This is a genomic window from Stenotrophomonas sp. GD03930, assembly GCF_029839665.1.
GTDB lineage: Bacteria > Pseudomonadota > Gammaproteobacteria > Xanthomonadales > Xanthomonadaceae > Stenotrophomonas > Stenotrophomonas forensis.
Genome location: NZ_JAOCAV010000001.1, coordinates 831,118 through 856,317, shown reverse-complemented (window position 1 = coordinate 856,317; position 25,200 = coordinate 831,118). Strand labels below are relative to the sequence as shown.

Below are 25,200 nucleotides of genomic sequence, written 5' to 3'. Positions count from 1 at the left end.
GAGAGGTCAGTGGCCTGCGCTCAGCGCGGGCCACCACCACGACGGCCACCGCCGCCACCGTTCTTCTGCTCGGCGGCCTTCAGTTCGGCCTCGGTCGGCGCGGCCGGCGTTTCGCCCGGCTTCAACGCGGTGACCTTGCTGCCCGGCTTGAGGCGGAACTGGCCTTCACTGACCACGCGCTCGCCACCCTTCAGGCCTTCGGCGATCTGCACCTGGCTGTCGCCCACTTCCACGCCGCTGCGCACGGTCTGCATCTTTACCGTGTTGTCGCCCTGCACGATGTAGACGTACTCGCCATCCGGGCCACGCAGCACCGCCTGGGTCGGGATGACCACGCCGCCACCGATGGTACGCAGCTGCATGCGCACGTTGACGAACTGGCCCGGCCACAGCCCGTTGTCGGTGTTGTCGAAGATCGCGCGGGCCTTGAACGTGCCGCTGTCGGCGCTGATCAGGTTGTCGACCACGTCCAGCTTGCCGTCGCCGGAAAGCACGTGCGAATCGGCGCGGTCCAGCGCGGCCACCGGCACCGTGCCGGCCGCCTGCGCCTGGCGCACGTCGCCGAGCTGGCGCTCGGGCAGGTTGAACAGCACGTGGATCGGATGGATCTGGGTCAGCGTGACCAGCGCGGTACCCGCGTTGACCACGTTGCCGGCGTCGACCGCGCGGATGCCGGCAATGCCGGAGATCGGTGCGGTGACCTTGGTGTACTGCAGCTGCACCTGTGCCGAGCGCATGCTGGCCTCGTTCGCTGCGACCGCGCTTTCGTACTGTGCCACTTGGTTTCGCTGTGTATCCAGATCGGTCTTGGCAACGTACTGGCGATACTCGGGTGCGTTCGAGCGCTGGAAGTTGGAGCGTGCGGTGGCCAGCAGGGCTTCGTTCTGGCGCTTGGCCGCCGCCGCCTGGTCATAGCTGGCCTGCGCGGTGCGCGGATCGATCACCGCCAGCACGTCACCCTGCTTCACTTCCTGGCCTTCGCGGAAATTGAGGCTCATCAGCTGGCCGCCCACCTGCGGGCTGACGGTGACAGTATTCATCGCCGTCACCGTGCCCAGCGCGCTGGCGTACACCGGCACGTCCTGGCGCGTGGCGTCGACCACGGTCACTGGCACCGGGCCGGCATCCGGGTCTTCGCCGCCCTGGCGCGCGCCCGCAGCGGGTTTTCCAGCCTTGTCCTTGCCTCCGCCGACGACGCGCAGGCCGACCACGGCCAGCACCAGTACCGCCACGACCAGCAGCACGATCTTCCAAACACGTGACATTACGAGGACTCCAAGAGGGCTGGACCGGGCGGGACCCCGGGGGCAATGCGCAAAGCATACCTGTGCCACATCACGTTTCCTGCATGACGGATGGGACGGGCGCTAAGACCGGATCCAGCCGCGGAGGTTCCCGTGGCGGCAGTGTTGCCCTACATTCAGCTGGAACCCCTTGCCGTGGAGATTGCGATGCGCCGTTCGCTGCTGTTGTCCGCCCTGTTGCTGGCCCTGCCGGCGCTTGCCCATGCCCAGGACGGGCAGCGCCCGGAAGTGACCGCCGCCGCACAGCGGCTGCAGGCCCGGGTGGTTGAATGGCGCCGCGATTTCCACCAGCATCCGGAGCTGTCCAACCGCGAGGCGCGCACCTCGGCCGAGGTCGCCAAGCGCCTGCGTGCGATGGGCCTGAAGCCGAAGACCGGCATCGCCCATCACGGCGTGGTGGCGATCATCGAAGGCGGCAAGCCGGGCCCGAAGATCGCGCTGCGCGCGGACATGGATGCGTTGCCGGTGACCGAGCAGACCGGCCTGCCGTTCGCCTCCAAGGCCACAGACCAGTACCGCGGCCAGACCGTGGGCGTGATGCATGCCTGCGGCCATGATGCGCACACCGCCACCCTGCTCGGCGTGGCCGAAGCGCTGGTGTCGATGAAGAAGGACCTGCCGGGCCAGGTGATGCTGATCTTCCAGCCGGCCGAGGAAGGCGCACCGCCACCGGAAGAGGGCGGTGCGGCACTGATGTTGAAGGAAGGACTGTTCGCCGACTTCAAGCCGGAGGCGGTGTTCGGCCTGCATGTGTTCTCCAGCGTGCAGGCAGGGCAGATCGCAGTGCGTGGTGGCCCGCTGATGGCCGCCTCGGACCGCTTCGGGATCAAGGTGATCGGCCGCCAGACGCACGGTTCGGCACCGTGGAATGGAGTGGACCCGATCGTGGCCACCGCCGATCTGGTCGGCACCGCGCAGACCATCGTCAGCCGCCGCGCCAACCTGTCCAAGCAGCCGGCGGTGCTGACCTTCGGCGCGATCAACGGCGGCATCCGCTACAACATCATTCCGGATGAAGTGGAAATGGTCGGCACCATCCGTACCTTCGACGAAGGCATGCGCCAGCAGATCTTCGCCGACCTGCGCAACGTGGCCGAGCATACTGCTGCCGCGCACGGCGCGAAGGCAGTGACCGACATCTACGAGTCGGAAGGCAACCCGGCGACGGTGAACGACCCGGCGCTGACCGCGAAGATGCTGCCGAGCCTGCAGGCGGTGGTCGGCAAGGACAACGTGTACGAGCCGCCGCTGCAGATGGGCGCGGAAGACTTCTCGCTGTACGCGAAGGAAGTACCGGGCATGTTCTTCTTCGTGGGTTCGACCAGCGTGGGCATCGACCCGGCGACGGCGCCGGCCAACCATTCGCCGAAGTTCCTGCTGGATGAGAAGGCGCTGGATGTCGGGCTGCGGGCGTTGCTGCAGGTGAGCCTGGATTACCTGCACGGTGCCGGCACTCCTGCGGGCTGAGGGTTTCCGGCAGGGCTTGCAGCCCTGCACCCGCCTAAATCAACGTCAACGTCAAAAGCGGGTATTCCGTGGGATGGCGGGGTGGGTCCGGTGGCAGGGGACGCTGCAAGTACGTCCATGTAAGCTCGGTCGCCGCATCCATGCGGCTCACGCCCCTGCCACCGGACCCACCCCGCCTTCGACGGTTTCCCGCGAACTGTCGGAACGACATTCTGCTTCTGGTGGGTGTCGACCTTGGTCGACACGGCAGACGTCATGAATGTCTGAAGGATCGGCTTTTGATTTTGATTTTCCTGATCTTTCCCGTGGTGGTGGCCGCGCGTAGGGAACTGTCAGGGGCCGGGTGGGCAGGCGGGGCGGGGGTGTCCGCGGCATGGATGCCGCGGCCAAGCCCCCAGGGATGGGTTTACGGCGTCCCCCGACCCGCCTGCCCACCCGGCCAAGCCGAGAGACCGCCTTCCGCGACCAACCAACACACCCACCACGGAGGGGCTCCGCCGTTGGCCGGCCCGGCCGAAGGCCCGCTTCTGGCGCGATACAATGACGCCCATGAACACCCCACAGGATTCCAGCCTCGGTCGCGAGGTCAGTTACCCGTCGCAGTACGATCCCGGCCTGCTGTTCCCCATCCCCCGCAGCGGCGCGCGCGCCGAGATCGGCCTCGATGATGCGGCGCTGCCGTTCGTCGGCCATGACCGCTGGCATGCCTTCGAACTGAGCTGGCTCGACCCGCGCGGCAAGCCGCAGGTCGCCGTCGCCACCGTGCAGGTGCCGTGCACCTCGCCGCGGCTGATCGAATCGAAGTCGTTCAAGCTGTACCTCAACTCCCTCAACAGCACCCGCATCGACACCGCCGAAGCGCTGCGCGCACGCATCGTCGCCGACCTGTCGGCCTGTGCCGGTGCGCCGGTCCATGTGGAGTTCGGCCTGCCGGGCCTGCGCGAGACGCCGCTCGGCGAGTCGATCGACGGGCTGGAGGTGGAGATCGACTGCTATGGCCCCCCGCAGGCGGACTTCCTCGCCGCTGATGCCGGCCAGGTGGTGGAAGAGACCCTGGTCTCGGCGCTGCTGAAGTCCAACTGCCCGGTCACCGGCCAGCCGGACTGGGCCACGGTCAGCCTGCGCTACCGCGGGCCGAAGATCGACCGCGCCGGCCTGCTGCGCTATCTGGTCAGCTACCGCGAGCACGCCGAGTTCCACGAGCAGTGCGTTGAGCGGATCTTCAGCGAGGTGTCCACGCGCTGCCAGCCGGAGTGGCTGGAAGTGGAAGCGCGCTATACCCGCCGTGGAGGCCTGGACATCAATCCCTGGCGGGCCAGCCCCGGCATCGCCGCCCCGGCTGCGACCTACCGCGAACTGCGCCAGTAACCGGTAGTGCCGGCCGCTGGCCGGCAACCGCGCGCAACCCGCATCCAGGGCAGGCCGGCCAGCGGCCGGCACGACCAGGCACCCGCTCTCCCGATTGTTCAGCCGCCCCGGGGGGCGGCTTCACATCTGCACCATCCCCATTTAACAACCTCCATGGCAACGTGCGAACCACGTAGTCATGCAGACGGGAGTTGTGGATGAGTACCGAGAAGAAAGCCGATTTCTCCGGCGTCAGTGCCAGCGTCGACAGTACCGCCGAGCAGGTGCCGAAGGCGGACTTCTCCGGCGTCAGCGCTTCGGTGGACAGCACCGCCGAGGTTGTCAGCGGCGGCACCTACACCGTGCAGAAGGGAGATTCGCTGTCGAAGATCGCCAAGCAGCACCTGGGCGACGCTAATGCCTGGAAGAAGATCTTCGAAGCCAACCGCGATGTGCTCGATGACCCGGACAAGATCTTCCCGGGCCAGACCCTGAAGCTGCCGCCGAAGTAAGCCGGCAATCGAACGCCGTCCGACAATCCCCTGGGAGGAACCCCGAATGATCAAGACCACCCCGCTCCAGACCGCCCTGATCGCCGCCCTGCTGGGCAGCGTTGCCCTGGTCGGTTGCAAGAAGAAGGAAGAGTCGACCGACAGCAACGCCGCACCGGCAGCAACCGCGCCGGCTGAACCGGCAGCGCCGGCGCCGATGACCGGCGCACCGCCGCCGATGGCCGAAGCCGCTGCGGTCAGCGTCTCCACCGTTACCGTGGGCAAGACGGCCGCCGCCGACAAGTCGGTTGCACCGGCTGCCCTGTTCGCACCGAAGGATGACGTCATCGTCTCGATCAAGACCGACGGCGCCGCCAACAATGTCAATGTCGGCGCCAAGCTGACCTACCAGGACGGCCAGGTGGCCGGCGAACAGACCGCGACCCTGAACGCCAGCGGCGCGGAAACCACCAACGTCACGTTCAAGAATGCAAAGGGCTGGCCGGCCGGCAAGTACCGCGCCGAGGTCATGGTCGATGGCAAGGCGGCCGGAACGCCGCAGGAGTTCGAGGTCAAGTAAGTCCTGCCGACTCTCTCCCGGCAGGACTCACGATGGGCGCAGCCGCGAGGCTGCGTCCTTTTTTATTGGGCGATGCTCGCTCGACATGGATCTCGGGTACCCTCAGCCGCATACGGACAGGTCGGGGGACAGGATGCTCAGCTGGATGGCACTCACCCTCGCAATCGCACCCGCTGATCTGTGGAGCTACAGCTGCGACCACTTTCTATACGGTGCCTGTCTGCGCGTGCCTACGGGCATGTCCGTGACCTACGAGGCACCTGTCGACTTTGGTCTGCACCGCGTCAGGCGTGGCGATAGGGAAGTCGCCTTGATCTACGAGGGCGATGCACCTGAAAAGCCTGCGCCCGGAAGCACGCCGGATCTGCGCTTCACGGACAGCGGATATGCCGTGTCGGGGTACGCAAGCGCGGACGGAGGTTCCACCCGGTACGACGTCTACGTTCGACCCAGCGTGTCTGGCGCCGGTTCGCTGCACATCCGAGGTGCTGCTGCGACGGCAGATGAAGTCGCCAGCCTGGCCGCCGTCGTTGGAGGATTCCGCGTCTGCAGCTTCCGGCGAAGCAAACGCGCACAGACGTTGACCTGTCCGATGGGCGCCGAGTGGGGGCAGCGATTGTCGGAGTGGGTCGTGCGTGCCTCCACGAGCGAGAAGTCGAACTAGCCGACCAAGCCTCAGGTTCCAGGCGGGAAGCTAACCAGCCGCGCAACACAGTGGTGCAGTACCGCCGCGTATGGCGCGGCTTTGCCCCGCGCGGCTGAAAACGCGACAATGCAGGGGTTTCCCCACCGCGCGCCCACCCTGACGGCGGCAGGGAAAAGCGACACGGTTGCACGTGGCCCGGCGCTGGCGCCGGCCTTCCCCTGAGCACTGCTACAGAGTCCAAGTCCCCCATGTCCAAGATCCTCTACACGCTGACCGACGAAGCCCCGTTCCTGGCCACCCAGTCGCTGCTGCCGATCGTCGATGCCTACACCGCCACTGCCGGCATCGTGGTCGAAACCCGTGACATCTCGCTGTCCGGCCGCATCCTGTCGCAGTTCCCGGAACTGCTGGCCGACGCGCAGAAGGTCAGCGACGACCTGGCCGAGCTGGGCCAGCTGGCGACCACCCCGGACGCCAACATCATCAAGCTGCCGAACATTTCGGCGTCGGTGCCGCAGCTGAAGGCGGCCATCAAGGAATTGCAGGATCAGGGCTATCCACTGCCGGATTACCCGGAAACCCCGGCCGACGACCAGCAGCGCGACTACAAGGCGCGCTATGACAAGGTCAAGGGCAGCGCGGTGAACCCGGTGCTGCGCGAAGGCAACTCCGACCGCCGCGCACCGCTGTCGGTGAAGAACTACGCGCGCAAGCACCCGCATCGCATGGGTGCCTGGGCCGCCGATTCGAAGTCGCACGTCGCGCACATGGCCGCCGGTGACTTCTACGGCAGCGAGAAGTCGGCCACCCTGGCCAACGCCGGTTCGCTGAAGATCACCTTCCACGGCAAGGACGGCAGCGCCGTCGTGCTGAAGGAAAAGACCGCGGTCAAGGCCGGCGAGATCGTCGATGCCGCGGTGATGAGCCGCAAGGCGCTGGCCGCGTTCATCGGCGAGCAGATCGCCGATGCCAAGGCCCAGGGCGTGCTGTTCTCGCTGCACCTGAAGGCGACCATGATGAAGGTCTCCGACCCGATCATGTTCGGCGTGGCGGTCAACGAGTTCTACAAGGACGTGCTGGCCAAGCATGCCGACGTGCTCAAGCAGGCCGGTTTCGATGCCAACAACGGCATCGGTGACCTGGCCGCGCGCCTGCCGTCGCTGCCCGAAGCCACCCGTGCCGCCATCGAAGCCGACCTGGCCGCCGAGTACGCACAGCGTCCGGGCGTGGCCATGGTCAACTCGGACAAGGGCATCACCAACCTGCACGTGCCGAGCGACGTGATCGTCGACGCCTCGATGCCGGCGATGATCCGCGACTCCGGCAAGATGTGGAATGCCGAAGGCAAGCTGCAGGACACCAAGGCGCTCATTCCGGACCGCTGCTACGCCGGCGTGTACCAGGCCGTCATCGACGACTGCAAGGCGCACGGTGCCTTCGACCCGGCCACCATGGGCTCGGTGCCGAACGTCGGCCTGATGGCACAGAAGGCCGAAGAGTACGGCTCGCACGACAAGACCTTCCAGATCGCCGCCGATGGCGTGGTCAAGGTCACCGACGACGCCGGCAACGTGGTGTTCGAGCACGCCGTGGAAGCCGGTGACATCTGGCGCATGTGCCAGACCAAGGATGCGCCGATCCAGGACTGGGTGAAGCTGGCCGTCGAACGTGCCCGCCTGAGCAGCACCCCGGCCGTGTTCTGGCTGGACGCCGCCCGTGCCCACGACGCACAGGTCATCGCCAAGGTCGAAACCTATCTGAAGAACCACGACACCGCCGGCCTGGACATCCGCATCCTGCCGCCGGTGGAAGCCACCGCGTTCTCGCTGGACCGCATCCGCAAGGGTGAGGACACCATCTCGGTGACCGGCAACGTGCTGCGCGACTACCTGACCGACCTGTTCCCGATCATGGAGCTGGGCACCAGCGCCAAGATGCTGTCGATCGTGCCGCTGATGGCCGGTGGCGGCCTGTTCGAGACCGGCGCCGGCGGCTCGGCGCCGAAGCACGTGCAGCAGTTCGTCGAAGAGGACTACCTGCGCTGGGATTCGCTGGGTGAATTCCTGGCGCTGGCCGCGTCGCTGGAACACCTGGGCAACCGTTACGACAACGCCGCCGCCCGCGTGCTGGCCAAGGCCCTGGACGAAGCCAACGGCCAGTTCCTGGACAACGACAAGTCGCCGTCGCGCAAGCTGGGTGGCATCGACAATCGCGGCAGCCACTTCTACATCGCGCTGTACTGGGCCCAGGCCCTGGCCGCGCAGAATGAAGATGCCGCGCTGAAGGCACGCTTCGCCCCGCTGGCCAAGGCGCTGACCGACAACGAGCAGAAGATCGTCGACGAGCTGATCGCCGTGCAGGGCAAGGCCGTGGATATCGGCGGCTACTACCGCCCGGACGTGGCCAAGGCCAGCAAGGCGATGCGCCCGAGCGCGACCTTCAATGCCGCACTGGAGCAGCTGCGCGGCTGATCCATCGCCGTCCCGTTGCGACCCCGGAACCCGCGCTTCGGCGCGGGTTTCTTTTTGCGTGGCCGGCCGCGTCCGATCTGCGGCCAGAACCGTGAAATCCGTCGGCTGTCGTAACGCCGTCAAGAGGGCATGAAACTTGCCCACGATGGTTGTCGCAGAACGGAACGGGCTGCGTTCGCGATCACTTCCAATCTGAGCAATCGATCACGACGGTCGCCGCAGGCGATGCCCTAGCCTTGGCGACGCGAGGCCACCGGGGAGGTGGTCGCACGGGGAACACCGATGGCACGCGTGCTGGTAGTGGGAACCGACATCCAGGGCGAGCAGGCCCTGCTGCAACGGCTGCGCCTGGCCTCTGCACTGCCCGATGGGCAAGTGCGGCGCAGCCAGGACCTGGACGACTGCGACCTGCTGGTGATCCGAGATACCCCGGCGCTGCGCAATGCGGCCCAGCGCATGCGCCAGCAACGCCCGCGACTGCAGTGCTGGATCGAGGACCTGGGAGGCCAGCTGCGAGACGGCGATGGCCATCAGGACGTACTGGACGACGGTGCCATCGGCCGCGCCTTGCGTGGCATGCAGGTGGCAGGGGAGCCCCTGGCCATGCACGCACCCGCTCCGATCCGCCTGGCCGATGGTGCGCACGCCATCACCCGACTGCTGCGCGAGCGGCTGCCGCTGCGCCAGGGCCAGGCCCTGTTGAGTGATGCGGGCGAGCCGTTGCTGCTGATGGATCTGGAGCATGACCAGGCGGTGCTGCTGCAGGAGCCTTCCGCCGCACTGGTAGAGCGCCTGGCCGACGCCTTCGAGCGACTGCAGCTGGATGCGCTGACACCGGCACGACTGCAGGCGTTGGCCGGCGACCGTGCACGCCAGCCACTGCGGCCGTTGCTGTGGCAGTGGGCGCAGCGCAGTCGTCACTGGCAGGCGCTGGACGAGCGCCTGCGCGGTGCTTCGGTGAAGCTGCTGCGCTGGCCCGATTTCCGCGTGCTGGGCCACGATCACGATGGCTTCCGCCTGTGCTCGCTGCTGCTCAAGCGGGCCTGCACGGTGGACGAGTGCGCGATGCTGCTGGAACTGCCGGCGGCGGCGGTGCGCGACTTCATCCATGCCGCCTATCTGTGTGGCTATGCGCAGCTGCAGGCTGCACCGACGTCGTCGGTAGCGACGGCGCGCAGCGTGGGTGCCGATCACGGCCTGCTCGCCCGCCTGTGGCGGCACCTGCGCGGGAGCGAGCGCAATGCGTGAGCACAAGGTGGTGGTGCTGGGCGGGATGGGCAGTGGCAAGTCGACCCTGGTGCGCAGCATCGCGGCCGGCGCGGTGATCGATACGGATGTGGCCAACAGTGATCGCCTTGGCGCCGACAAGGCCTCCACCACCGTCGCGCTGGACTACGCCGACATCGACCTGCCCAACGGCGAACGGCTGCGCCTGTACGGCACCCCAGGCCAGCAGCGCTTCGACTTCCTGTGGCCGATCCTGCTGCAGGGTGCGCGCGGTGCGGTGTTGCTGCTGGATGCGCGTCGCGCCGGCATGGCCGCCGAGCTGCAGGACTACCTGCAGGTGCTGCGGCCGTTTGCACCGGCGCTGGCGCTGGTGGTGGCGGTCACCCATCTCGACCAGGCGCCCCATGCCGCGCTGGACGACTGGGCCACGCGCGCCTGCCTCGACGACCAGCCACTGCCGCTGCTGGCGGTCGATGCCCGCGACCGCGAGCAGGGACTGCTGCTGATGGATGTGTTGATGGGCGAAATGGAAGCGCATGCACTGGTGGCCGCGCATGGCTGACGGGCAGGTGGCGGTCCTGCCCGATGCCGGTCAGCGCGAGCGCCTGCAGCCCCTGCTGCACGACCTGCAGCAGCGGGTCGAAGGTGTGCGCACGGTCGTGCTGGCCAGCGTGGATGGTTTCGCGCTGGTCAGCGCCGGTGCTGACGGTCGCGGCGAACGGTTGGCGGCGATGACCAGCGCGATGCTGGCGCTGGCCGCTGCGGTGGGGCGCGAGCTGGTGCTGGGCGATCTGCAGACGCTGATGCTGGAAGCCGCGGGGGGCAAGGTGCTGATGCTGGCGATCCAGGCCGAACGGCGCGCGCCGCTGCTGCTGATGGCAGCCTGCGACCAGCGCAGCGTGATCGGCCAGGTGCTGTGGCAGAGCAGGGAATGTGGCCAGGCGATCCTGGCCGAACTCAGCGGATCGTGAGCCCGGCCGCAGGGGAACAAGGGGCTCGAACCAACACTGACAAGGGGATACGACGTGGCTGGATTGACTGAATCGTTGAACGCACTGATGGGCATCGATGGCGCACAGGCGGTGGCGCTGGTCGATTATGAAAGCGGCATGCTGCTGGGCGAAGCCGGTGCCGGCATGGACATGGAAGTGGCCGCGGCCGGCAACACCGAAGTGATCCGTGCCAAGATGAAGACTGCCGCGTCGCTGAACCTCAACGACACCATCGAGGACATCCTGATCTCGCTGGGCAAGGCGTACCACATCATGCGTCCGGTGGCGAAGAAGAAGGGGCTGTTCTTCTACATCGTGCTGGACCGCACCAAGTCCAACCTGGCCCTGGCGCGGCGCAAGGTGCAGGACGTGGAGGCCGAACTGGCGATCTGAGCCGGTAGTGCCGGCCGCTGGCCGGCATCTGCATGGATCCACCGGCGGTCCAGGGGCTGCCGGCCAGCGGCCGGCACTACCTGCGCGCTCGACGGCGCCACACACGCCAGCGTATGGTGAAGCCGGTCCTCTCCGGTGAGCCCTGCATGTCCGAGCCTGACATCGCCGCCGAGCTGGCGTCGCGCATCGCGGGCGCCATCCGTGATGGTTTCGAGCAGTATCACGCCCGCTTCGCGGCGATCACCGCGCGTGCGCGGCAGCGCTTCGAGCAGCGCGACTGGGCCGGCGCCCGCCAGGATGCCGTCGAGCGCATCGCCCTGTACGACCTGTGCATCGCCGAGCAGATGGATGCCCTGCGTCGCCTCGCCGGTGAGGCGATCGGCGCGCGCGCGCTGTGGCTGCAGGTGCACGCGCGCTACAGCGCCCTGCTGCAGGAGCTGATCGATGCCGAGCTGTACAAGACCTTCTACAACACCTTGTCGCGGCGCCTGTTCGCCACCCGTGGCGTGGACCCGGCGCTGGAGTTCATCGCCTTCGACGTTGAACCTTCCGATGCCATCACCCATCCGGTCGCACGGCATACCTACGCGGTCTCGCCCACGCGGCCGGTGGAGGCGCTGCAGCGGGTGCTGGCCGACTACCGCTTCGACATTCCCTATGCCCACCAGCTGCGCTGCGCGGCGGCGATCGCGGTGCGCCTGCAGGACGATCTGGCCCATTGGGGTGACACGCCGGTACGCAGCATCGAGCTGCTCGACACCGTGTTCTATCGCGAGCGCCGCGCCTATCTGGTCGGCCGCGTGTTCGGCGAGCATCGCTTCTCGCCGTGCGTGATCGCCCTGGTCAACGATGAGCGCGGGCTGCGCGCCGATGCCGTGCTGACCCGGCGCCGCGATGTCGCCCACCTGTTCGGCGTGTCGCGCAGCTACTTCCAGGCCGACCTTGCCACGGTGGGGGATGCGGTGGTGTTCCTGCGCAGCCTGCTGCCGGGCAAGCCGATCGATGAGATCTACACCGTGCTGGGCCGCGCCAAGCAGGGCAAGACCGAGCGCTACCGCACCTTCTTCCGCCACTTCAACGAGCATCCGCAGGAACGGCTGGTGCCTGCCGAAGGCACGCCGGGCATGGTCATGGCGGTGTTCACCCTGCCCAGCTATCCGCTGGTGTTCAAGCTGATCCGCGACCGCTTTGCCTGGCCCAAGGCAATGTCGCGGCAGCAGGTGGAAGAGAAGTACGCGCTGGTGTTCAACCTCGACCGTGTCGGCCGCCTGCTCGACGCACAGCCGTATCGCCATCTGCGCTTCCCGCGTGACCGCTTCGCGCCGGCGCTGCTGGACGAGCTGCTGCAGCAGTGCGCGCAGAGCGTTCGCGTCGATGGCGACCAGGTGGAAGTCGCGCTGTGCTATGTGCAGCGTCGCTTCCGTCCGTTGAATCTGTACCTGCGCGAGCAGGGTGGGGAGGCGGTGCGGGCGGCGGTGCTCGACTATGCGCAGGCCATCACCGACATGGCGCGCAACAACATTTTTCCCGGTGACATGCTGCCGAAGAATTTCGGTGTGTCGCGGCATGGGCGTGCCGTGTTCTACGACTATGACGAGCTGTGCCTGGTCAGCGACTGCGTGTTCCGCGCCTGGCCGCAACCGCGCAGCCCGGAAGAGGCAATGGCCGATGAGCCGTGGTTCCATGTAGGCCCGCGCGATGTCTTCCCTGAGCGCTTCGGCCCGTTCATGGGCCTGCCAGCCGCTGAACTGGCCGCGGTGCGCGAGCATTTCCGGCACTTGTTCGATCCGCAGTGGTGGCAGCAGCTGCAGGAGCGGTTCGCGCGTGGTGACTACCCCGACACCCCGCCGTACGCGGGCGCCCACCGGCTGGCGTGAACGGGCTGCCGTGGCGGCGCCGATTGGGGTACGCTCGGTATTCATCACCAAGGACCCGGCAATGATGCGTTCCCCCCTGTTTCTCGCCCTCGCGCTGGCCGTAGGCTGCGGCGCCCCCTTGCTGGCCGGCGATGCCAGTGCACAGACCGCACGCGCCGTGCGCGCCACGGCGGAAATGAGCATGGTGCTTTCCGGCCATATCGAGATCACTGCCGATGGTTCGGTCAGCACGCTGGTACTGGACCAGAAGTCGATGCTGTCTCCGAGCATCGCATCCTTCGTCGAGGGCACCATTGCAGGTTGGCGCTTCGAGCCGACGCTGCGTGATGGCAAGGCGGTGGCGACGCGTGCTCCGCTGCACGTGCGCCTGCGCGGCAAGTCGATGGCAGATGGCGGTTACGAAGTCAGCATGACCAGCGTCAACTTCAGCGAATACGATCCGAAGGCGACCGACTCGGTGACTGACCGGCGCATGACGCCGCCGCGTTACCCGGAAGAGGTCTATCGAAACGGTGGCCAGGGCGAGGTGGTGCTGATGGTCAAGGTGGCCCGCGACGGTACGGTGGCCGATGTCGTTGCCGAGCAGGTCAACATGGCCGTGATCGGGCCCGAGCGAACCCTGGCCAAGATGCGCGACAGCCTGGCCAAGGCCAGCGTCAGCAGCGCCCGCAAATGGACCTTCACCCCGCCGACCACCGGCGAGGACAGCACCCGGGACAGCTGGACGGTACGCGTGCCGGTGAACTTCGCCCTGAACAATGATCGCAATGCCGGGCCGGAGCGTCTGGGGCGCTGGCGCGTCTTCATTCCGGGGCCGCGGCAGGCCGTGCCGTGGCGCAGGGCGGACCCGATCGAGCAGGCCGGCACTGACCTGCTGCAGGAGGGCGGCGTCTACATGGTGGATGGCGCCAGGCGCGGCGTGCGCCTGCTGACCCCGCTGGAACAGGGCTGAGGGTGGTGGCGGGGCCGGCCGGGCCGGCTCCGCATCAGTCGGCGTAGGGGTAGACCACGACCCGGTTGCGGCCCTGTTCCTTGGCCATGTACAGCGCCTTGTCGGCCAGCCGCAACGCCTGCTCGGCATCGACATGGAAGCTCGGGAAATGGGCCACGCCCAGTGACACGGTGATGGTGCCCACCGGCTCGAACGGGTGGTCGGCGATATGCTGGCGCAGGCGTTCGCCGGCCTGGCGTGCCGGCTCGGCGTTGATGCCCGGCAACAGCAGCAGGAATTCCTCGCCGCCGGCGCGGCAGAGGATGTCGCTGTCGCGCGAATAGCGGCGCATCTGATCGGCGATATGGACGATGGCGGCGTCGCCGACGTCGTGGCCGTGGGCATCGTTGATCGATTTGAAGCGATCGATGTCCAGCGCCAGGATCGCGAACGGGATGCCCTGCACCTGCAGTGCATCCAGGGCCTGTTGCAGGCCACGACGGTTGAGCAGGCCGGTCAGCGGGTCGGTGCGGCTGGCCCGGTTGAGCGTGCCGATCCGGTCCTGCAGTGCGTTGAAGCTGTGCAGCACCGCGTGTTTCAGCTGCGCGACCTCGAAGTACCACGCACGGATGCCGCTGACATGGTTGATCGCATTGCCGGTATCTTCGCCGCCCTGCACGTTGCGCGCCAGCTGCCACAGCGGCATCGAAATGCGGCGGGCGAACCACCAGGTGACCAGCAGCGACAGCAGGCCGAGCGGAATCGCGTTCCAGATCACTGCGGTCATCAACCGCGACAGCGGTTGCAGGGTGGCCTCGGTCGGACGCTGGGCGATGATGCCCCAGCCGGTCGCCGGAACCGGTGCATACCCGGCCAGCATCGACACGCCCAGGTTGTTGCGCACCTGCTGGGCGCCGCGCTCGCCACGCACCACCGCCTTTACCGCCGGATTGCCGACCACGTAGTCACCGACCCGCTTGCCATCGGCGTGATAGAGCAGGCGACCATGACGGTCGACCACGTACAGGTAGGAACCGTCGCGGTAGTAGTGCTTGCCCAGCAGCGTATGCAGTGCGCTGCGCTGGCGCAGGTACAGGGTCCCGCTGACGTAGCCGCGGTAGTGGCCCTGGCGGTTGAAGATCGGGTGCGACAGCGACACCAGCAGCTTGCCGGTGGCCGATTGGTACGGATCGCTGATCATCGGCTGGCGTGCCGCCAGTGCCGCGTTGTTGCCGACGCTGTGCAGCACCTCACCCTGCAGTTGCAGGGTCTGCGGCGAAGTGGCGATCACCAGGCCATCGGCATCCACCACCAGCGAGGAGTTGAAGCTGTTGGTCTGCAGCTGCAGGCGGCTGGCCTCATCCTGCGCCCGCTGCGGATCCAGATCGTCCTGGCCGAGCCGGGTGGCCGCATAGGCAAGCTCCTGCTGTGCGGCCAGCAGGAAGTTCTGGGTGGTCTCGGCCAGCTTGGTGGCATAGACGCGGTTGGCTTCCAGGGTATTGCCGACCAGCTGGTCGCGCTGCACCCGGTAGCTGGCCAGCAGGGTATTGGCCAGCGCGATGATGGCGCTGAGCAGGGCCAGGGCGAGGATCAGCTTGCCCAGGTTGAGGCGGGGCGAAATCAGGCGCATGCGGGGCAAACGAGGGCAGAGGGCGCTCGGCGCGGTCAGGTACCGGCGGAGGCGGGGCTGCATTATCGCCACAAAAGGGCCGGGCGCGGGTGAAGCACGCGCCCGCCACGGGATTCACCGTTGCAGTCGCTGGCGCAGGATCTGCCGTATCTGCGCGGCGCCATCGGCGTGCAGCGGGGCCAGCACGCCACGCGCATGCGCAGGAATTTGTGCGCTGGTCGCCGTATCGGCGTCGAACACGTAGTGATCGAACATCGCGCGCCAGTGCGCGCGCTGGGGTTCGGGCAGGTCGCGCACCGCCAGGATCGCCAGCATCAGTGCGTTCATCGGCGAATCCATCCAGGCCGGCACCGGGCGCCACCAGCTGTTGATCAGCACATTGAACGCGTCCAGTCCTTCCATGTGGTGCCACCAGAGCGAAGGAATGAAGACGGCATCGCCCGGCGCCAGTTCTGCCACCTGCGCCTGCGCCAGCGCCTCGCGGAAGCGTGGGAAGCGCTCGAAATCCGGTGCGTGGAAGTCAACCAGGCTGATCGCCTGGCCGGCCGGGGTCAGATCCAGCGGGCCGACATAAAGATTGCGTACCTGGTCGGGGGCGAACAGGGTGACCCGGCGACGCCCCGCAGCCACGCAGGCAAGGTTGTCCGGTACATCCTGGTGGGCGGCGATGCGCGAGCGATTGCCGATCCAGATGCTGGTCAGCGGGTCGGCCACGCCCAGCTGCAGCGGATTCGCTTCGGCCAGGCCGGGCAGGAAGCTGTCCAGCGTGGTCGAGGCGACGTAGATCGACGGCGGCGACGGGTCGCGTGCGTACTTCAGCAGCGTGGCCAGCACGACCTTCAGCGGCACCTGTTCGCGGCGGAAGTTGAAGCCGCTCATGTCCTCGTTGTAGAACAACCGCCCCTGTGCTTCGGGCGCTGCGGTGGTGGCGGTCACCGGCATCCGGCCGGGATCGAAGCTGACCAGATGGGCGACTGCAGCGGCATCGGAGGTGCGTGCGGCGGCCACCAGCGGCCAATGCGAGACCAGCCCGCGGATCACCTTCGGCGTGGTCCATCCCGGCAGCTGCTGGTGCAGCTGTGCCGGGTCCAGGCCATGTATTTCATCGATGGGGCGGAGAGGCTGCAGCATGCGCGGATGTCCGGTGGGGTGTGTGGAGCCGGGCCTGCGCCCGGCTCCACGATACCGTGGCCGGTCAGAACTTGTAGCGCACGCCGAACATGTAGCGTGGCCCGGTCTGGGTGGCGTAGCGCAGCATGTTGGTATGGCGCGAGTACGTGCGCATGGTCTCGTCGGTGAGGTTGATCGCCTCCAGGCTCAGGGTCAGCTGTTCGCTCACCGCGTAGCTGATGTTCAGGTCGAGCTGGCCGTAGGCAGCGGTGTAGTTCGGATTGGGACCCTGGCCGCCGATGCCGTTGAGGAACTTGTCGCGCCAGTTGTACGCCGCACGGATCTGCCAGGCGTGCTTGTCATAGAAAGCGACAACGTTGGCCGAGTCGCTCAGGCCGATCATCGGGTACTGGTCACCCAGGCTCAGGTTGTTGAAGGTCAGCCCCGACTTCACCTTGGTGTAGTTGGCCGCGACGCCGAAGCCGGACTGGCCGAACAGGTGCTGTACCGCCACTTCCCAGCCATCGAGATGGTCCGAGTGCTGGTTGGCGGGCACGGTGACGTCGAAGCCGGCGATCGGATCTCCCGGTAGGCCGGTGATGGTGCCGGTCTTCTGCCCGGCCGAATTGGTGCCGGTGTAGGTCACGCCCGGATCGCCGGCATGGTTGGTGAAGATGTAGTCGCGGATGCAGGGCATGTCGGTGGTGCCGCAGCCGGAGGCCAGTGCCTCGTTCCAGTACGCACCTCCCACCGGGGTGTGCAGCGTGCCGGTGTTCTCGCGCACGATGGTGTCGCTGATGAAGTTCTTGATGTTCTTGCGGAAGAAGCCGACCGAGGCATAGCTGGCCTCGCCGTAGTACCACTCCAGCGACAGGTCGAAGTTGTCCGAGATCAGCGGCTCCAGCCCCGGGTTGCCACGACTGGCGGTGCCGCCCTGGGTGCGCACGATGTCGGCCAGCGACTGGCCGCTCTGGATCTGGGTCCAGCTGGGGCGGCCCAGCGTGCGGCTGTAGCTGCCGCGCAGCGCCAGCGATTCGCTCAGGTCCAGCTTCAGGTCGACGTTGGGCAGCATGTAGTCGTACTTGCCACGGCCACCGATGAAGCTGCTGTCGGCCGCGTAGACGATGTTCAGCTCGTTGGCCGAGCCCCAGCTGATGCCGGTGGGTACGCGCACCATCGCGTTGGATTCTACTTCGGTGCGCTCGTAGCGCACGCCGGCGGCCACGTGCAGCGGCATCGACCAGTCGAAGCTGGTGCGGTACTGCAGGTAGGCGCTGCGGGTCTTCTCGGTGGTGCGGATGTCCTCTGAATACTGGCTGGGCGCGTAGTAGCAGCTGGGGCAGGCCGGATCGGAGGCGCTGCCGACCTGTGCGGCGCGATCGATCAGGCGGTCGAAGTCGAAGACCAGGAACTGGCCGGTCAGGCGCGGATCGCTGTGGCCGGAGAACGCCTTGAAGTACTTGGCCATGTTGTCCGCATACCAGATGTCATCGGCGTAGTCGGACGGTGTTCCCAGGCCACCCCAGGTATTGCGCTGCATGATCGCCGACGCCGAACGGTTCTCCACCTGGGCGTGGCCGATGCCGAAGTCCAGCGCCGAATAGTCGGCAAAGCGGAACGTACCGCGACCCTGGTATTGCTGCACTTTCGACTTGTTGTAGCTGTTCTGGAACACCGAACCGGTCACCAGCGCATCGGACGCCTGCACGCCGCCGGGCGGCAGCGCGATGTTGATGATCGGCAGGTCACCGCTGTAGTCCACCGTGGTCTTGCCACGCACGAAGGCGGCCACGCCCAGCACGCCGGCGGAGCCATACGGACTGTCCGGCTTCGATTCGGCGGTGGAGTTGTGGGCATCGAACGAGAGGTCCAGCGCGTCGTTCACTTCCCAGTCCACGTTGAAGCCCAGCGAGTGCATGCCGGTCCTGGTGGCCAGCTTGGCACCGCCCATCGACACGTCCGAATTGGTCATGTCCTCGCTGTAGATGATCGGCGCGGCCACCGGCCCGTTGGTCCAGGTGCTGTCGCCGGGTCCGTAGTTGAACCACACGGACAGTTCACTGCGTTGCTGCTGCACCTTGTTCTCGACATAGGTGTAGTCCAGCGTGGTCGTCACGTTGTCGGCCGGCTTCCACTGGAACGTGGCCTGCGCATTGGTGCGCTGGCGCTGCACGCCGTTGACGTTGTACGCGGTGTTCTGCGGGCGTGCGTACACATCGTTCGGCCCGGGCCGGTTGGTGATGCGGTCGGCATAGCCCTGGCCCGGCTGCGGCAGCGCGCGCCAGTCGGTGGTGTTGTTGCCGTACAGCGTCGCCCAGCCTTCGGCCACCGTGGCCTGGTTGAAGCCCGAATCGCGTTCCTGATGGCTGGCACTGAGGGTCACGCCGAAGCGGTCATCGGCGTAGCGCTGGCTGAAGATGCCCGACAGCTCGCCGGTGATGTTCGAGCCCTGCAGCGTGCGCGGCAGGTTGTCGTTGGACGAATCATTGACCGCCTTCAGGCCCAGGCTGATCACCGGCTCCGACTCCAGCGGGCGCATCGTCCTGATGTTGATGGTGGCGCCGATACCGCCAGCCGGGTTGTCGGCACGGCTGGTCTTGTACACCTCCACCGCCGAAACCGATTCGGAGGCAAGGTTGGCGAAATCGAACGAGCGCGAGCCATTCAGGCCGCCACCACCGTTGCCAAGGTTGGAGGCGGGCATCTGGCGACCGTTCAACAACACCAGGTTGTAGTCCGGGCCGATGCCGCGCACGGTCACCTTGGAGCCTTCGCCGCTGGAGGTACGGTCGATCGACACGCCGCTGATGCGCTGCAGCGATTCGGCCAGGTTGGTGTCCGGGAATTTGCCGATGTCCTCGGCGACGATGCCATCGACCACGCCCTGGCTGTCGCGCTTGAGGTTCATTGAAGACTGCAGGCTGCCCCGGATACCGGTGACCTGCACGGTATCCAGCGTGGCCGGATCGGCCGGGCCGGCGGCGGGTGCGTCCTGTGCCCAGGCCGGTGCAGCCAGCGCTGCCAGCAGCGCGGAAGTGAGCATCGTCTTGCGAGGTACTGCCCTGTACGTCTTCATGCAAGCTCCCTCCCCAGGGAATCCGGTTGTGTTGTTGCGTTGTTCTGATCGCGGTTACTGCACGTGGCCGGATTGGAGCGACGGTTGACAGCGTTGTCAACAAACTGCCATCAAGTGCGCCTGACCAGCGGCCGTGCAGGTCGGGATGTAACCGTTGCCAGGAAGCCGCTCGCATCTGCGAATTGCCTTTATTGAAGGCGTTTGCAGCGGTTTTTCAGGCATGACAGCGCTGCCAATCCGGATGCGGAAAAGCGTTGTGCGGTGCAGAACGAAACTGCGCGGATGACGGTGCGGGGGCGTGCCGGGGAGGCTGTGCGGCGTGTTGACAGCGCCGGACAATCCAGTTGGCCTTCGTGTGCCGCGCATGACCGATGGATGGCTTGAATCACTGACCGGGAGGACAGGCATTGGACACAGCAACGACCGTCAGCGGACAACACGTGCAGGGCAATACCCGCGCGTTGGCCGTGGTGACCGCGATCTTCTTCATGTGGGGCTTTCTCACCTGCCTCAACGACATCCTCATTCCCCACCTGAAGGCCGCCTTCGCGCTCACCTGGGTGCAGGCGATGCTGATCCAGTTCACCTTCTTCGGCGCGTACTTCCTGATGTCACTGCCGGCCGGAAGGCTGGTCGCGGCGCTCGGCTACAAGCGCGGCATCGTCGCCGGCCTGGCCATCGCCTGCGTGGGTGCGCTGATGTTCTGGCCGGCCGCTGCCGCGCACGTGTACGGCCTGTTCCTGGCGGCGCTGTTCGTGCTGGCCACCGGCATCACCGTGCTGCAGGTGGCGGCCAATCCCTATGTCGCGCTGCTCGGTGACGAGCGCACCAGCTCCAGCCGGCTGACCCTGGCGCAGGCGATGAACTCGCTGGGCACCACGCTGGCGCCGCTGTTCGGCGGCCTGCTGATCCTCTCGGCGAAGCCACGCAGCGAGGATGAGCTGGCCCTGCTGCCGCAGGCCGAAGCACTGGCCTACCGCGCGGCCGAAGCGCAGTCGGTGCAGCTGCCGTACTTCGGCCTGGCAGTGGCGCTGTTCCTGCTGGCCGTCGCGATCTGGATGTTCCGCCTGCCCACCATTCCGGGCGTGGAGGGGCGCGCCAGCAGCGAAGGCCGCGTGTGGGACGTGCTGCGCCATCGCCACGTGCGCCTGGGCGTGCTGGCCATCTTCTGCTACGTCGGGGCCGAGGTGTCCATCGGCAGCGTGCTGGTCAATTTCCTGTCCTCGCCGGGCATCGGCCAGGGCCTGACCGAGCAGGAAGCCACCGGCTATGTTTCGCTGTACTGGGGCGGCGCGCTGGCCGGCCGCCTGGTGGGGGCGGCGCTGCTGGCACGGCTGGACGCGCGCCATCTGCTGGGCCTGTTCGCGGTGGCGGTGATGATCCTGCTGGGCATCACGGTCACCGCAAGCGGCGGCCTGGCCAAGTGGGCCGTAGTCAGCATCGGCCTGTTCAACTCCATCATGTTCCCGACCATCTTCGCCCTGGCCATCGCCCGCCTTGGTGCACTCACCGGAAAGGCGTCGAGCCTGCTGGTGATGGCCATCGTCGGTGGCGCGGTGATTCCGCTGGCAATGGGCTGGCTGGCCGACCGCCATGGCCTGCAGCTGTCCTTCCTGCTGCCGGTGCTGTGCTACGTCTACATCGCCTTCTATGCGTGGAAGGGCTCACGGCTGCCGGCGCCATGAGCCCGGTTCTGCCGTCGTCAGCGCCGCCGGGGCGCGGCGGTCGACTCGCGATCCAGCACCGCATGCTCGACCGTGATCATGCGTCCTGCGGTCTCGGTGCGGATGTGCTCGATCAACTGCTCGGTCGCCAGCCGGCCCATGTGCGCGGTCGGCTGGCGCACCGTGGTCAGCGCCGGATAGATGTGCCCGGCGATCGGGGTATCGTCGAAGCCGCACACCGACAGATCGCGCGGGACACGCAGGCCACGCTCGCCGGCCACGCGGTATACCGCCGCGGCCATGTCATCGTTGGCCGCGAAGATTGCCGTTGGCGGATCGTCCAGGTCCAGCAGGATGTTGGCGGCATCCACGCCCGACTCGAACGAGAACTGGCCGTTGACCACCAGCTGTGGGTCGTAGGCGATACCGGCGCCGCGCAGCGCCTGGCGATATCCGGCGTGGCGCCACTGGCAGGCACCGTGTGCGCGGGGCCCCTTGATGTGGCCGATGCGGCGATGGCCCTGCGCGACCAGGTGGCCGATCAGTTCGACCACCGCGGTGGTCTCGTCCATGCGCACGCCGATGCGGCCTTCCGGGTGGCGTGGCGCGATGCAGGCGAAGGGAATGTCCTGCTCTTCCAGGTAGGACAGCACCACCTCATCGTCGGTCAGTGGTGGAATCAGCACGACGCCGTCCGGGCGCGAGTTCTCGAACAGCGCGGCCAGGTCGGGCAGGGTGCGGCGGCCGGTGCCGACCGGCCCCAGGATCAGGTTGTAGTGCTGCGCATGGCAGGCTTCCAGCATGCCGCTCTGGATTTCCATCAGGTAGTTGCGCGAAGGATTGTTGTAGACCAGCGCCAGTGCATACGAGCGCTGGCCGGCCAGGCTGCGCGCCGACAGGTTGGGCTTGTAGCCCAGCCGCGCCACTGCCGCCAGCACGCGTTCGCGCGTCTGCTCGCGCACGTTCGGCTCGTGGTTGAGTACGCGGGACACGGTCTTGATCGAAACCCCGGCGACGGCGGCGACATCCTCGATTCGACTGCGCATGGTGCGATGGATCCTCCTGGAAGGCGGCGGGCACGCGGCGATGGTAGAGCGTGCTGGCCCGGTCGATGTTGCCGAAGCAGGCGGATGTTGCCACGACAGGAGGCCCGCTGGCACGTCCGGATTCCTTGTCGCGATGCAGCACCCGGGCGTGACCGCGGTGGGCCACCCATGCGCCGGAGCCCGTCGTTGCGCGGCCACCACCGCATTGCGCACGAACAACGATTGACAGTACGTGAGCGGACTTATATGACAGCGCTGTCAGGAGCGGTGCGCAGGCACCCATGCCGGCGTGCCATCGCCGCCGCGCACGCCAGGAACTTCATCCACGGAGGTAGAGCCCAGTGAATCGCCCCACCCAGACCCTTCTTGCCAGCTGCCTGCTGGCCGCGCTTGCCGCACCGGTCGGTGCCGCACAGGCCGAGGGCGAACGCCTGCAGGACTGGCCACGCGTGCACAGCGCGATCGCCACCGACGCCGGCATCGAACGCCGCGTGCAGCAGATCCTTTCGCAGATGACGCTGGCGCAGAAGATCGGGCAGATGACCCAGGCCGAGATCAAGACAATCACGCCGGAGCAGGTGCGCCAGTACTACATCGGCTCGGTGCTCAACGGCGGCGGCTCCTGGCCGGGCATGGACAAGCACGCCAGCGTGCAGGCCTGGCTGAAGCTGGCCGATGCCTACCACGCGGCGTCGCTGGCAACGGATGCGAAGACGCCGGTGCCGGTGATCTGGGGTACCGATGCCGTGCATGGCCACAACAATGTGCTGGGCGCCACGCTGTTCCCGCACAACATCGGCCTGGGCGCGGCCGGTGATGCCGAACTGATCGAGCGCATCGGCGAGGCGACCGCACGCTCGGTGCGTGCCACCGGCATCGGCTGGGTGTTCGCGCCCACCCTGGCTGTGGCCCACGACCCGCGCTGGGGCCGCACCTACGAAAGCTATTCGTCCGACCCGGCGGTGATCCGCAGCTTCGCCCACGCCTACGTCAAGGGCGCGCAGGGGGCGTTCAAGGATGACGGCAACGTGGTCACCACCGCCAAGCACTACCTGGGCGACGGTGCCACCGACAACGGCCGGGATCAGGGTGAGGCGCTGGTCGACAAGGCCACCATGATCAACGTCCACGCGCAGGGCTATTACGGCGCGCTGGCCGAAGGTGCGCAGACCGTGATGGCCTCGTTCAACAGCTGGAACGACCGCGCCGCCGGAATCGACTACGGCAAGATGCACGGCAGCAGGGCACTGCTGACCGATGCGCTGAAAGACAGGATGGGCTTCGACGGCTTCGTCGTCTCCGACTGGAACGGCATCGCCCAAGTGCCGGGCTGCCGCAACGACAGCTGCGCGCAGGCCATCAACGCCGGCATCGACATGGTAATGGTGCCCGACGACTGGAAGGCCTTCATCGACAACACCACCGCGCAGGTGCAGAAGGGCGAGATCCCGATGGCGCGCATCGACGATGCGGTGACGCGCATCCTGCGGGTGAAGCTGCGTGCCGGGCTGTTCGAACACAAGCCGTCCGACAGCCGTTATGCGGGTGATGCCACGGCCGTGCAGCACCGCGAGCTGGCGCGCCGCGCGGTGCGTGAATCGCTGGTGCTGCTGAAGAACGAAGGCCATGCGCTGCCGTTGCGCAGAGATGCGCGCGTGCTGGTGGTCGGCAAGGGCGCCGACAACATCGGCGACCAGTCCGGCGGCTGGTCGCTGACCTGGCAGGGCACCGAGAACAGCAACGCCGACTTCCCCAACGCCGATTCGGTGCTGGGCGCGCTGCGCGCCGAACTGGGCGCGGACAAGGTCAGCTTCAGCGCAGATGGCCAGGGCATCGACCCGAACACCTTCGATGTGGTGCTGGCGGTGATCGGGGAAACGCCGTATGCGGAGACCAACGGCGACATCCTTGCCTCGGACACGGTCAGCCACAGCCGCGCCTACCCGCAGGACCTGGCCGTGCTGAAGGCCGCCACAGCGAGCGGCAAGCCGGTGGTGACGGTCTACCTGTCCGGTCGGCCGATGTACACCAACGACCTGCTCAATCTGTCCAGCGCGTTCGTTGCGGCGTGGCTGCCGGGCACCGAAGGCAAGGGCGTCACCGATGTGCTGGTGGCCGGCAAGGGTGGCAAGCCCGCGCACGACTTCCGCGGCCGCCTCAGCTTCCCGTGGCCGGGCGTGCCATGCCCGGCGCCGATCGACCAGCCCGATGCGAAGAAGCCGGCCCTGTTCGCGCGGGGTTATGGCCTGAGCTACGCCAAGGGTGGCAAGGTCGCGCGTCTGGACGAAGCCAATCCGGACAGCTGCGGCGAAGTGACGGTGCTGCCGATCTTCAACCGCGCCGACACGCCGCCGTTCGCCCTGCACGTGGCCGCCGCTGGCGCAACGCAACCGCTGGGCAATGATCTGAATGCCACGCTGCGCTGGCCGGCTGCCAAGCCGGTGGTGCAGGTGCGCACCGTGCAGGTGAACACCCAGCAGGACGCCAAGGAGGTGACCTGGCTGGCCCCCGCGCAGCTGATCGCGCGCAGCACCTCGCGCCGCAACCTGGGCGCACTGGCGCGCAGCAACGGCGCGCTGCAGTTCGATGTGCAGCTGGTGAAGCGCCCGGCCTCGCCGGTAAAGGTGACGATGCAGTGCGGCAGTGGCTGCGAGGGTGGGGTGGATATCGCCCCGCTGCTGGGCAAGCTCTCGCCAGGCCAGAAGCAGACGGTGACCGTGCCGCTGGCGTGCTTTGCCAAGCAAGGCGTGGCCCTGGGTGCGGTGGAAGCTCCGTTCGTGGTGACTGCCGACACGCCGTTCGCCGCGGCCTTCACCCAGGTCAAGCTGACCGCCAACACGGCCAATGCCGAGGGAGCGGTGGCCTGCCCGTAGGCCGGTAGATCCACACCATGCGTGGATGCCGCCTTTCCCGACGGCAAAAAAAAAGCCCCGCAGTGCGGGGCTTTT

Annotated in this window: 19 protein-coding genes; 14 read left to right on the top strand and 5 right to left on the bottom strand. The window is 67.2% G+C overall.

The genetic code is table 11. From position 1 onward, the window contains the following. Nucleotides 1-20: 20 nt before the first annotated feature. Entirely contained in the window at nt 21-1,265 is a 1,245-nt protein-coding gene (locus N5C18_RS03985; RefSeq protein WP_008268529.1) for an efflux RND transporter periplasmic adaptor subunit, read from the bottom strand. 186 nt (nt 1,266-1,451) lie between these two features. Between N5C18_RS03985 and N5C18_RS03980 the strand changes: the two genes are divergently transcribed. The 12 genes from N5C18_RS03980 (at nt 1,452) to N5C18_RS03925 (ending at nt 13,747) form a co-directional block, all read left to right on the top strand. Beyond that, a complete protein-coding gene (locus tag N5C18_RS03980; RefSeq protein ID WP_006473586.1) occupies nt 1,452-2,771 on the top strand; it encodes a M20 family metallopeptidase in 1,320 nt (439 codons plus the stop codon). A 549-nt stretch (nt 2,772-3,320) separates the two neighbouring features. After that, complete coding sequence (gene queF, locus N5C18_RS03975) at nt 3,321-4,139, top strand: NADPH-dependent 7-cyano-7-deazaguanine reductase QueF (protein WP_279943880.1); 819 nt, start codon at nt 3,321-3,323, stop codon at nt 4,137-4,139. A 197-nt stretch (nt 4,140-4,336) separates the two neighbouring features. Then, nucleotides 4,337-4,630 carry a LysM peptidoglycan-binding domain-containing protein gene (locus tag N5C18_RS03970; RefSeq protein ID WP_006473550.1) on the top strand — a complete coding sequence of 98 codons (294 nt, stop codon included), beginning with the start codon at nt 4,337-4,339 and terminating at the stop codon, nt 4,628-4,630. 46 nt (nt 4,631-4,676) lie between these two features. Then, on the top strand, nt 4,677-5,189 hold the full coding sequence (locus N5C18_RS03965) for a hypothetical protein (RefSeq protein ID WP_006473548.1): 513 nt from the start codon (nt 4,677-4,679) through the stop codon (nt 5,187-5,189). Between the two features lie 145 nt (nt 5,190-5,334). Next, nucleotides 5,335-5,853 (top strand): hypothetical protein, encoded by a 519-nt coding sequence (locus tag N5C18_RS03960; protein WP_274511244.1) that lies wholly within the window; start codon nt 5,335-5,337, stop codon nt 5,851-5,853. A gap of 230 nt (nt 5,854-6,083) precedes the next feature. After that, the gene (locus N5C18_RS03955) at nt 6,084-8,306 is read left to right on the top strand and encodes an NADP-dependent isocitrate dehydrogenase (RefSeq protein WP_049456690.1); all 2,223 of its coding nucleotides are present in this window, start codon (nt 6,084-6,086) and stop codon (nt 8,304-8,306) included. 282 nt (nt 8,307-8,588) lie between these two features. Continuing rightward, nucleotides 8,589-9,554: a hypothetical protein gene (locus tag N5C18_RS03950; protein WP_164086865.1), complete on the top strand. Its 966-nt coding sequence runs from the start codon at nt 8,589-8,591 to the stop codon at nt 9,552-9,554. Beyond that, nucleotides 9,547-10,095: an ATP/GTP-binding protein gene (locus N5C18_RS03945; RefSeq protein ID WP_180879881.1), complete on the top strand. Its 549-nt coding sequence runs from the start codon at nt 9,547-9,549 to the stop codon at nt 10,093-10,095. The genes N5C18_RS03950 and N5C18_RS03945 overlap by 8 nt, the downstream gene beginning before the upstream one ends. Further along, complete coding sequence (locus N5C18_RS03940; protein WP_274511241.1) at nt 10,088-10,504, top strand: roadblock/LC7 domain-containing protein; 417 nt, start codon at nt 10,088-10,090, stop codon at nt 10,502-10,504. The genes N5C18_RS03945 and N5C18_RS03940 overlap by 8 nt, the downstream gene beginning before the upstream one ends. 54 nt (nt 10,505-10,558) lie before the next feature. Then, nucleotides 10,559-10,918 carry a hypothetical protein gene (locus N5C18_RS03935; protein ID WP_006473505.1) on the top strand — a complete coding sequence of 120 codons (360 nt, stop codon included), beginning with the start codon at nt 10,559-10,561 and terminating at the stop codon, nt 10,916-10,918. A gap of 146 nt (nt 10,919-11,064) precedes the next feature. Then, nucleotides 11,065-12,795, top strand: a complete 1,731-nt coding sequence (gene aceK, locus N5C18_RS03930) for a bifunctional isocitrate dehydrogenase kinase/phosphatase (RefSeq protein ID WP_053450974.1) — start codon at nt 11,065-11,067, stop codon at nt 12,793-12,795. Between the two features lie 61 nt (nt 12,796-12,856). Then, complete coding sequence (locus N5C18_RS03925) at nt 12,857-13,747, top strand: energy transducer TonB (protein ID WP_279943877.1); 891 nt, start codon at nt 12,857-12,859, stop codon at nt 13,745-13,747. A gap of 34 nt (nt 13,748-13,781) precedes the next feature. On the opposite strand, the gene N5C18_RS03920 is transcribed toward N5C18_RS03925, so the two are convergent. From N5C18_RS03920 to N5C18_RS03910, 3 genes are all read right to left on the bottom strand, one after another. Beyond that, nucleotides 13,782-15,356: a sensor domain-containing diguanylate cyclase gene (locus N5C18_RS03920; RefSeq protein ID WP_008265935.1), complete on the bottom strand. Its 1,575-nt coding sequence runs from the start codon at nt 15,354-15,356 to the stop codon at nt 13,782-13,784. Between the two features lie 114 nt (nt 15,357-15,470). After that, a complete protein-coding gene (locus tag N5C18_RS03915; protein ID WP_279943875.1) occupies nt 15,471-16,487 on the bottom strand; it encodes a cupin-like domain-containing protein in 1,017 nt (338 codons plus the stop codon). Nucleotides 16,488-16,551: 64 nt separating this feature from the next. After that, on the bottom strand, nt 16,552-19,542 hold the full coding sequence (locus N5C18_RS03910) for a TonB-dependent receptor (protein WP_053450971.1): 2,991 nt from the start codon (nt 19,540-19,542) through the stop codon (nt 16,552-16,554). 488 nt (nt 19,543-20,030) lie between these two features. Between N5C18_RS03910 and N5C18_RS03905 the strand changes: the two genes are divergently transcribed. Next, entirely contained in the window at nt 20,031-21,227 is a 1,197-nt protein-coding gene (locus tag N5C18_RS03905) for a sugar MFS transporter (RefSeq protein WP_271261634.1), read from the top strand. A gap of 17 nt (nt 21,228-21,244) precedes the next feature. Here N5C18_RS03905 and N5C18_RS03900 read toward each other — a convergent pair whose 3' ends face one another. Beyond that, the gene (locus N5C18_RS03900; RefSeq protein WP_040006979.1) at nt 21,245-22,252 is read right to left on the bottom strand and encodes a LacI family DNA-binding transcriptional regulator; all 1,008 of its coding nucleotides are present in this window, start codon (nt 22,250-22,252) and stop codon (nt 21,245-21,247) included. 341 nt (nt 22,253-22,593) lie between these two features. On the opposite strand from N5C18_RS03900, the gene N5C18_RS03895 reads away from it, so the two are divergent. Continuing rightward, nucleotides 22,594-25,125 (top strand): glycoside hydrolase family 3 protein, encoded by a 2,532-nt coding sequence (locus N5C18_RS03895; RefSeq protein WP_279943874.1) that lies wholly within the window; start codon nt 22,594-22,596, stop codon nt 25,123-25,125. Nucleotides 25,126-25,200: the final 75 nt, after the last annotated feature.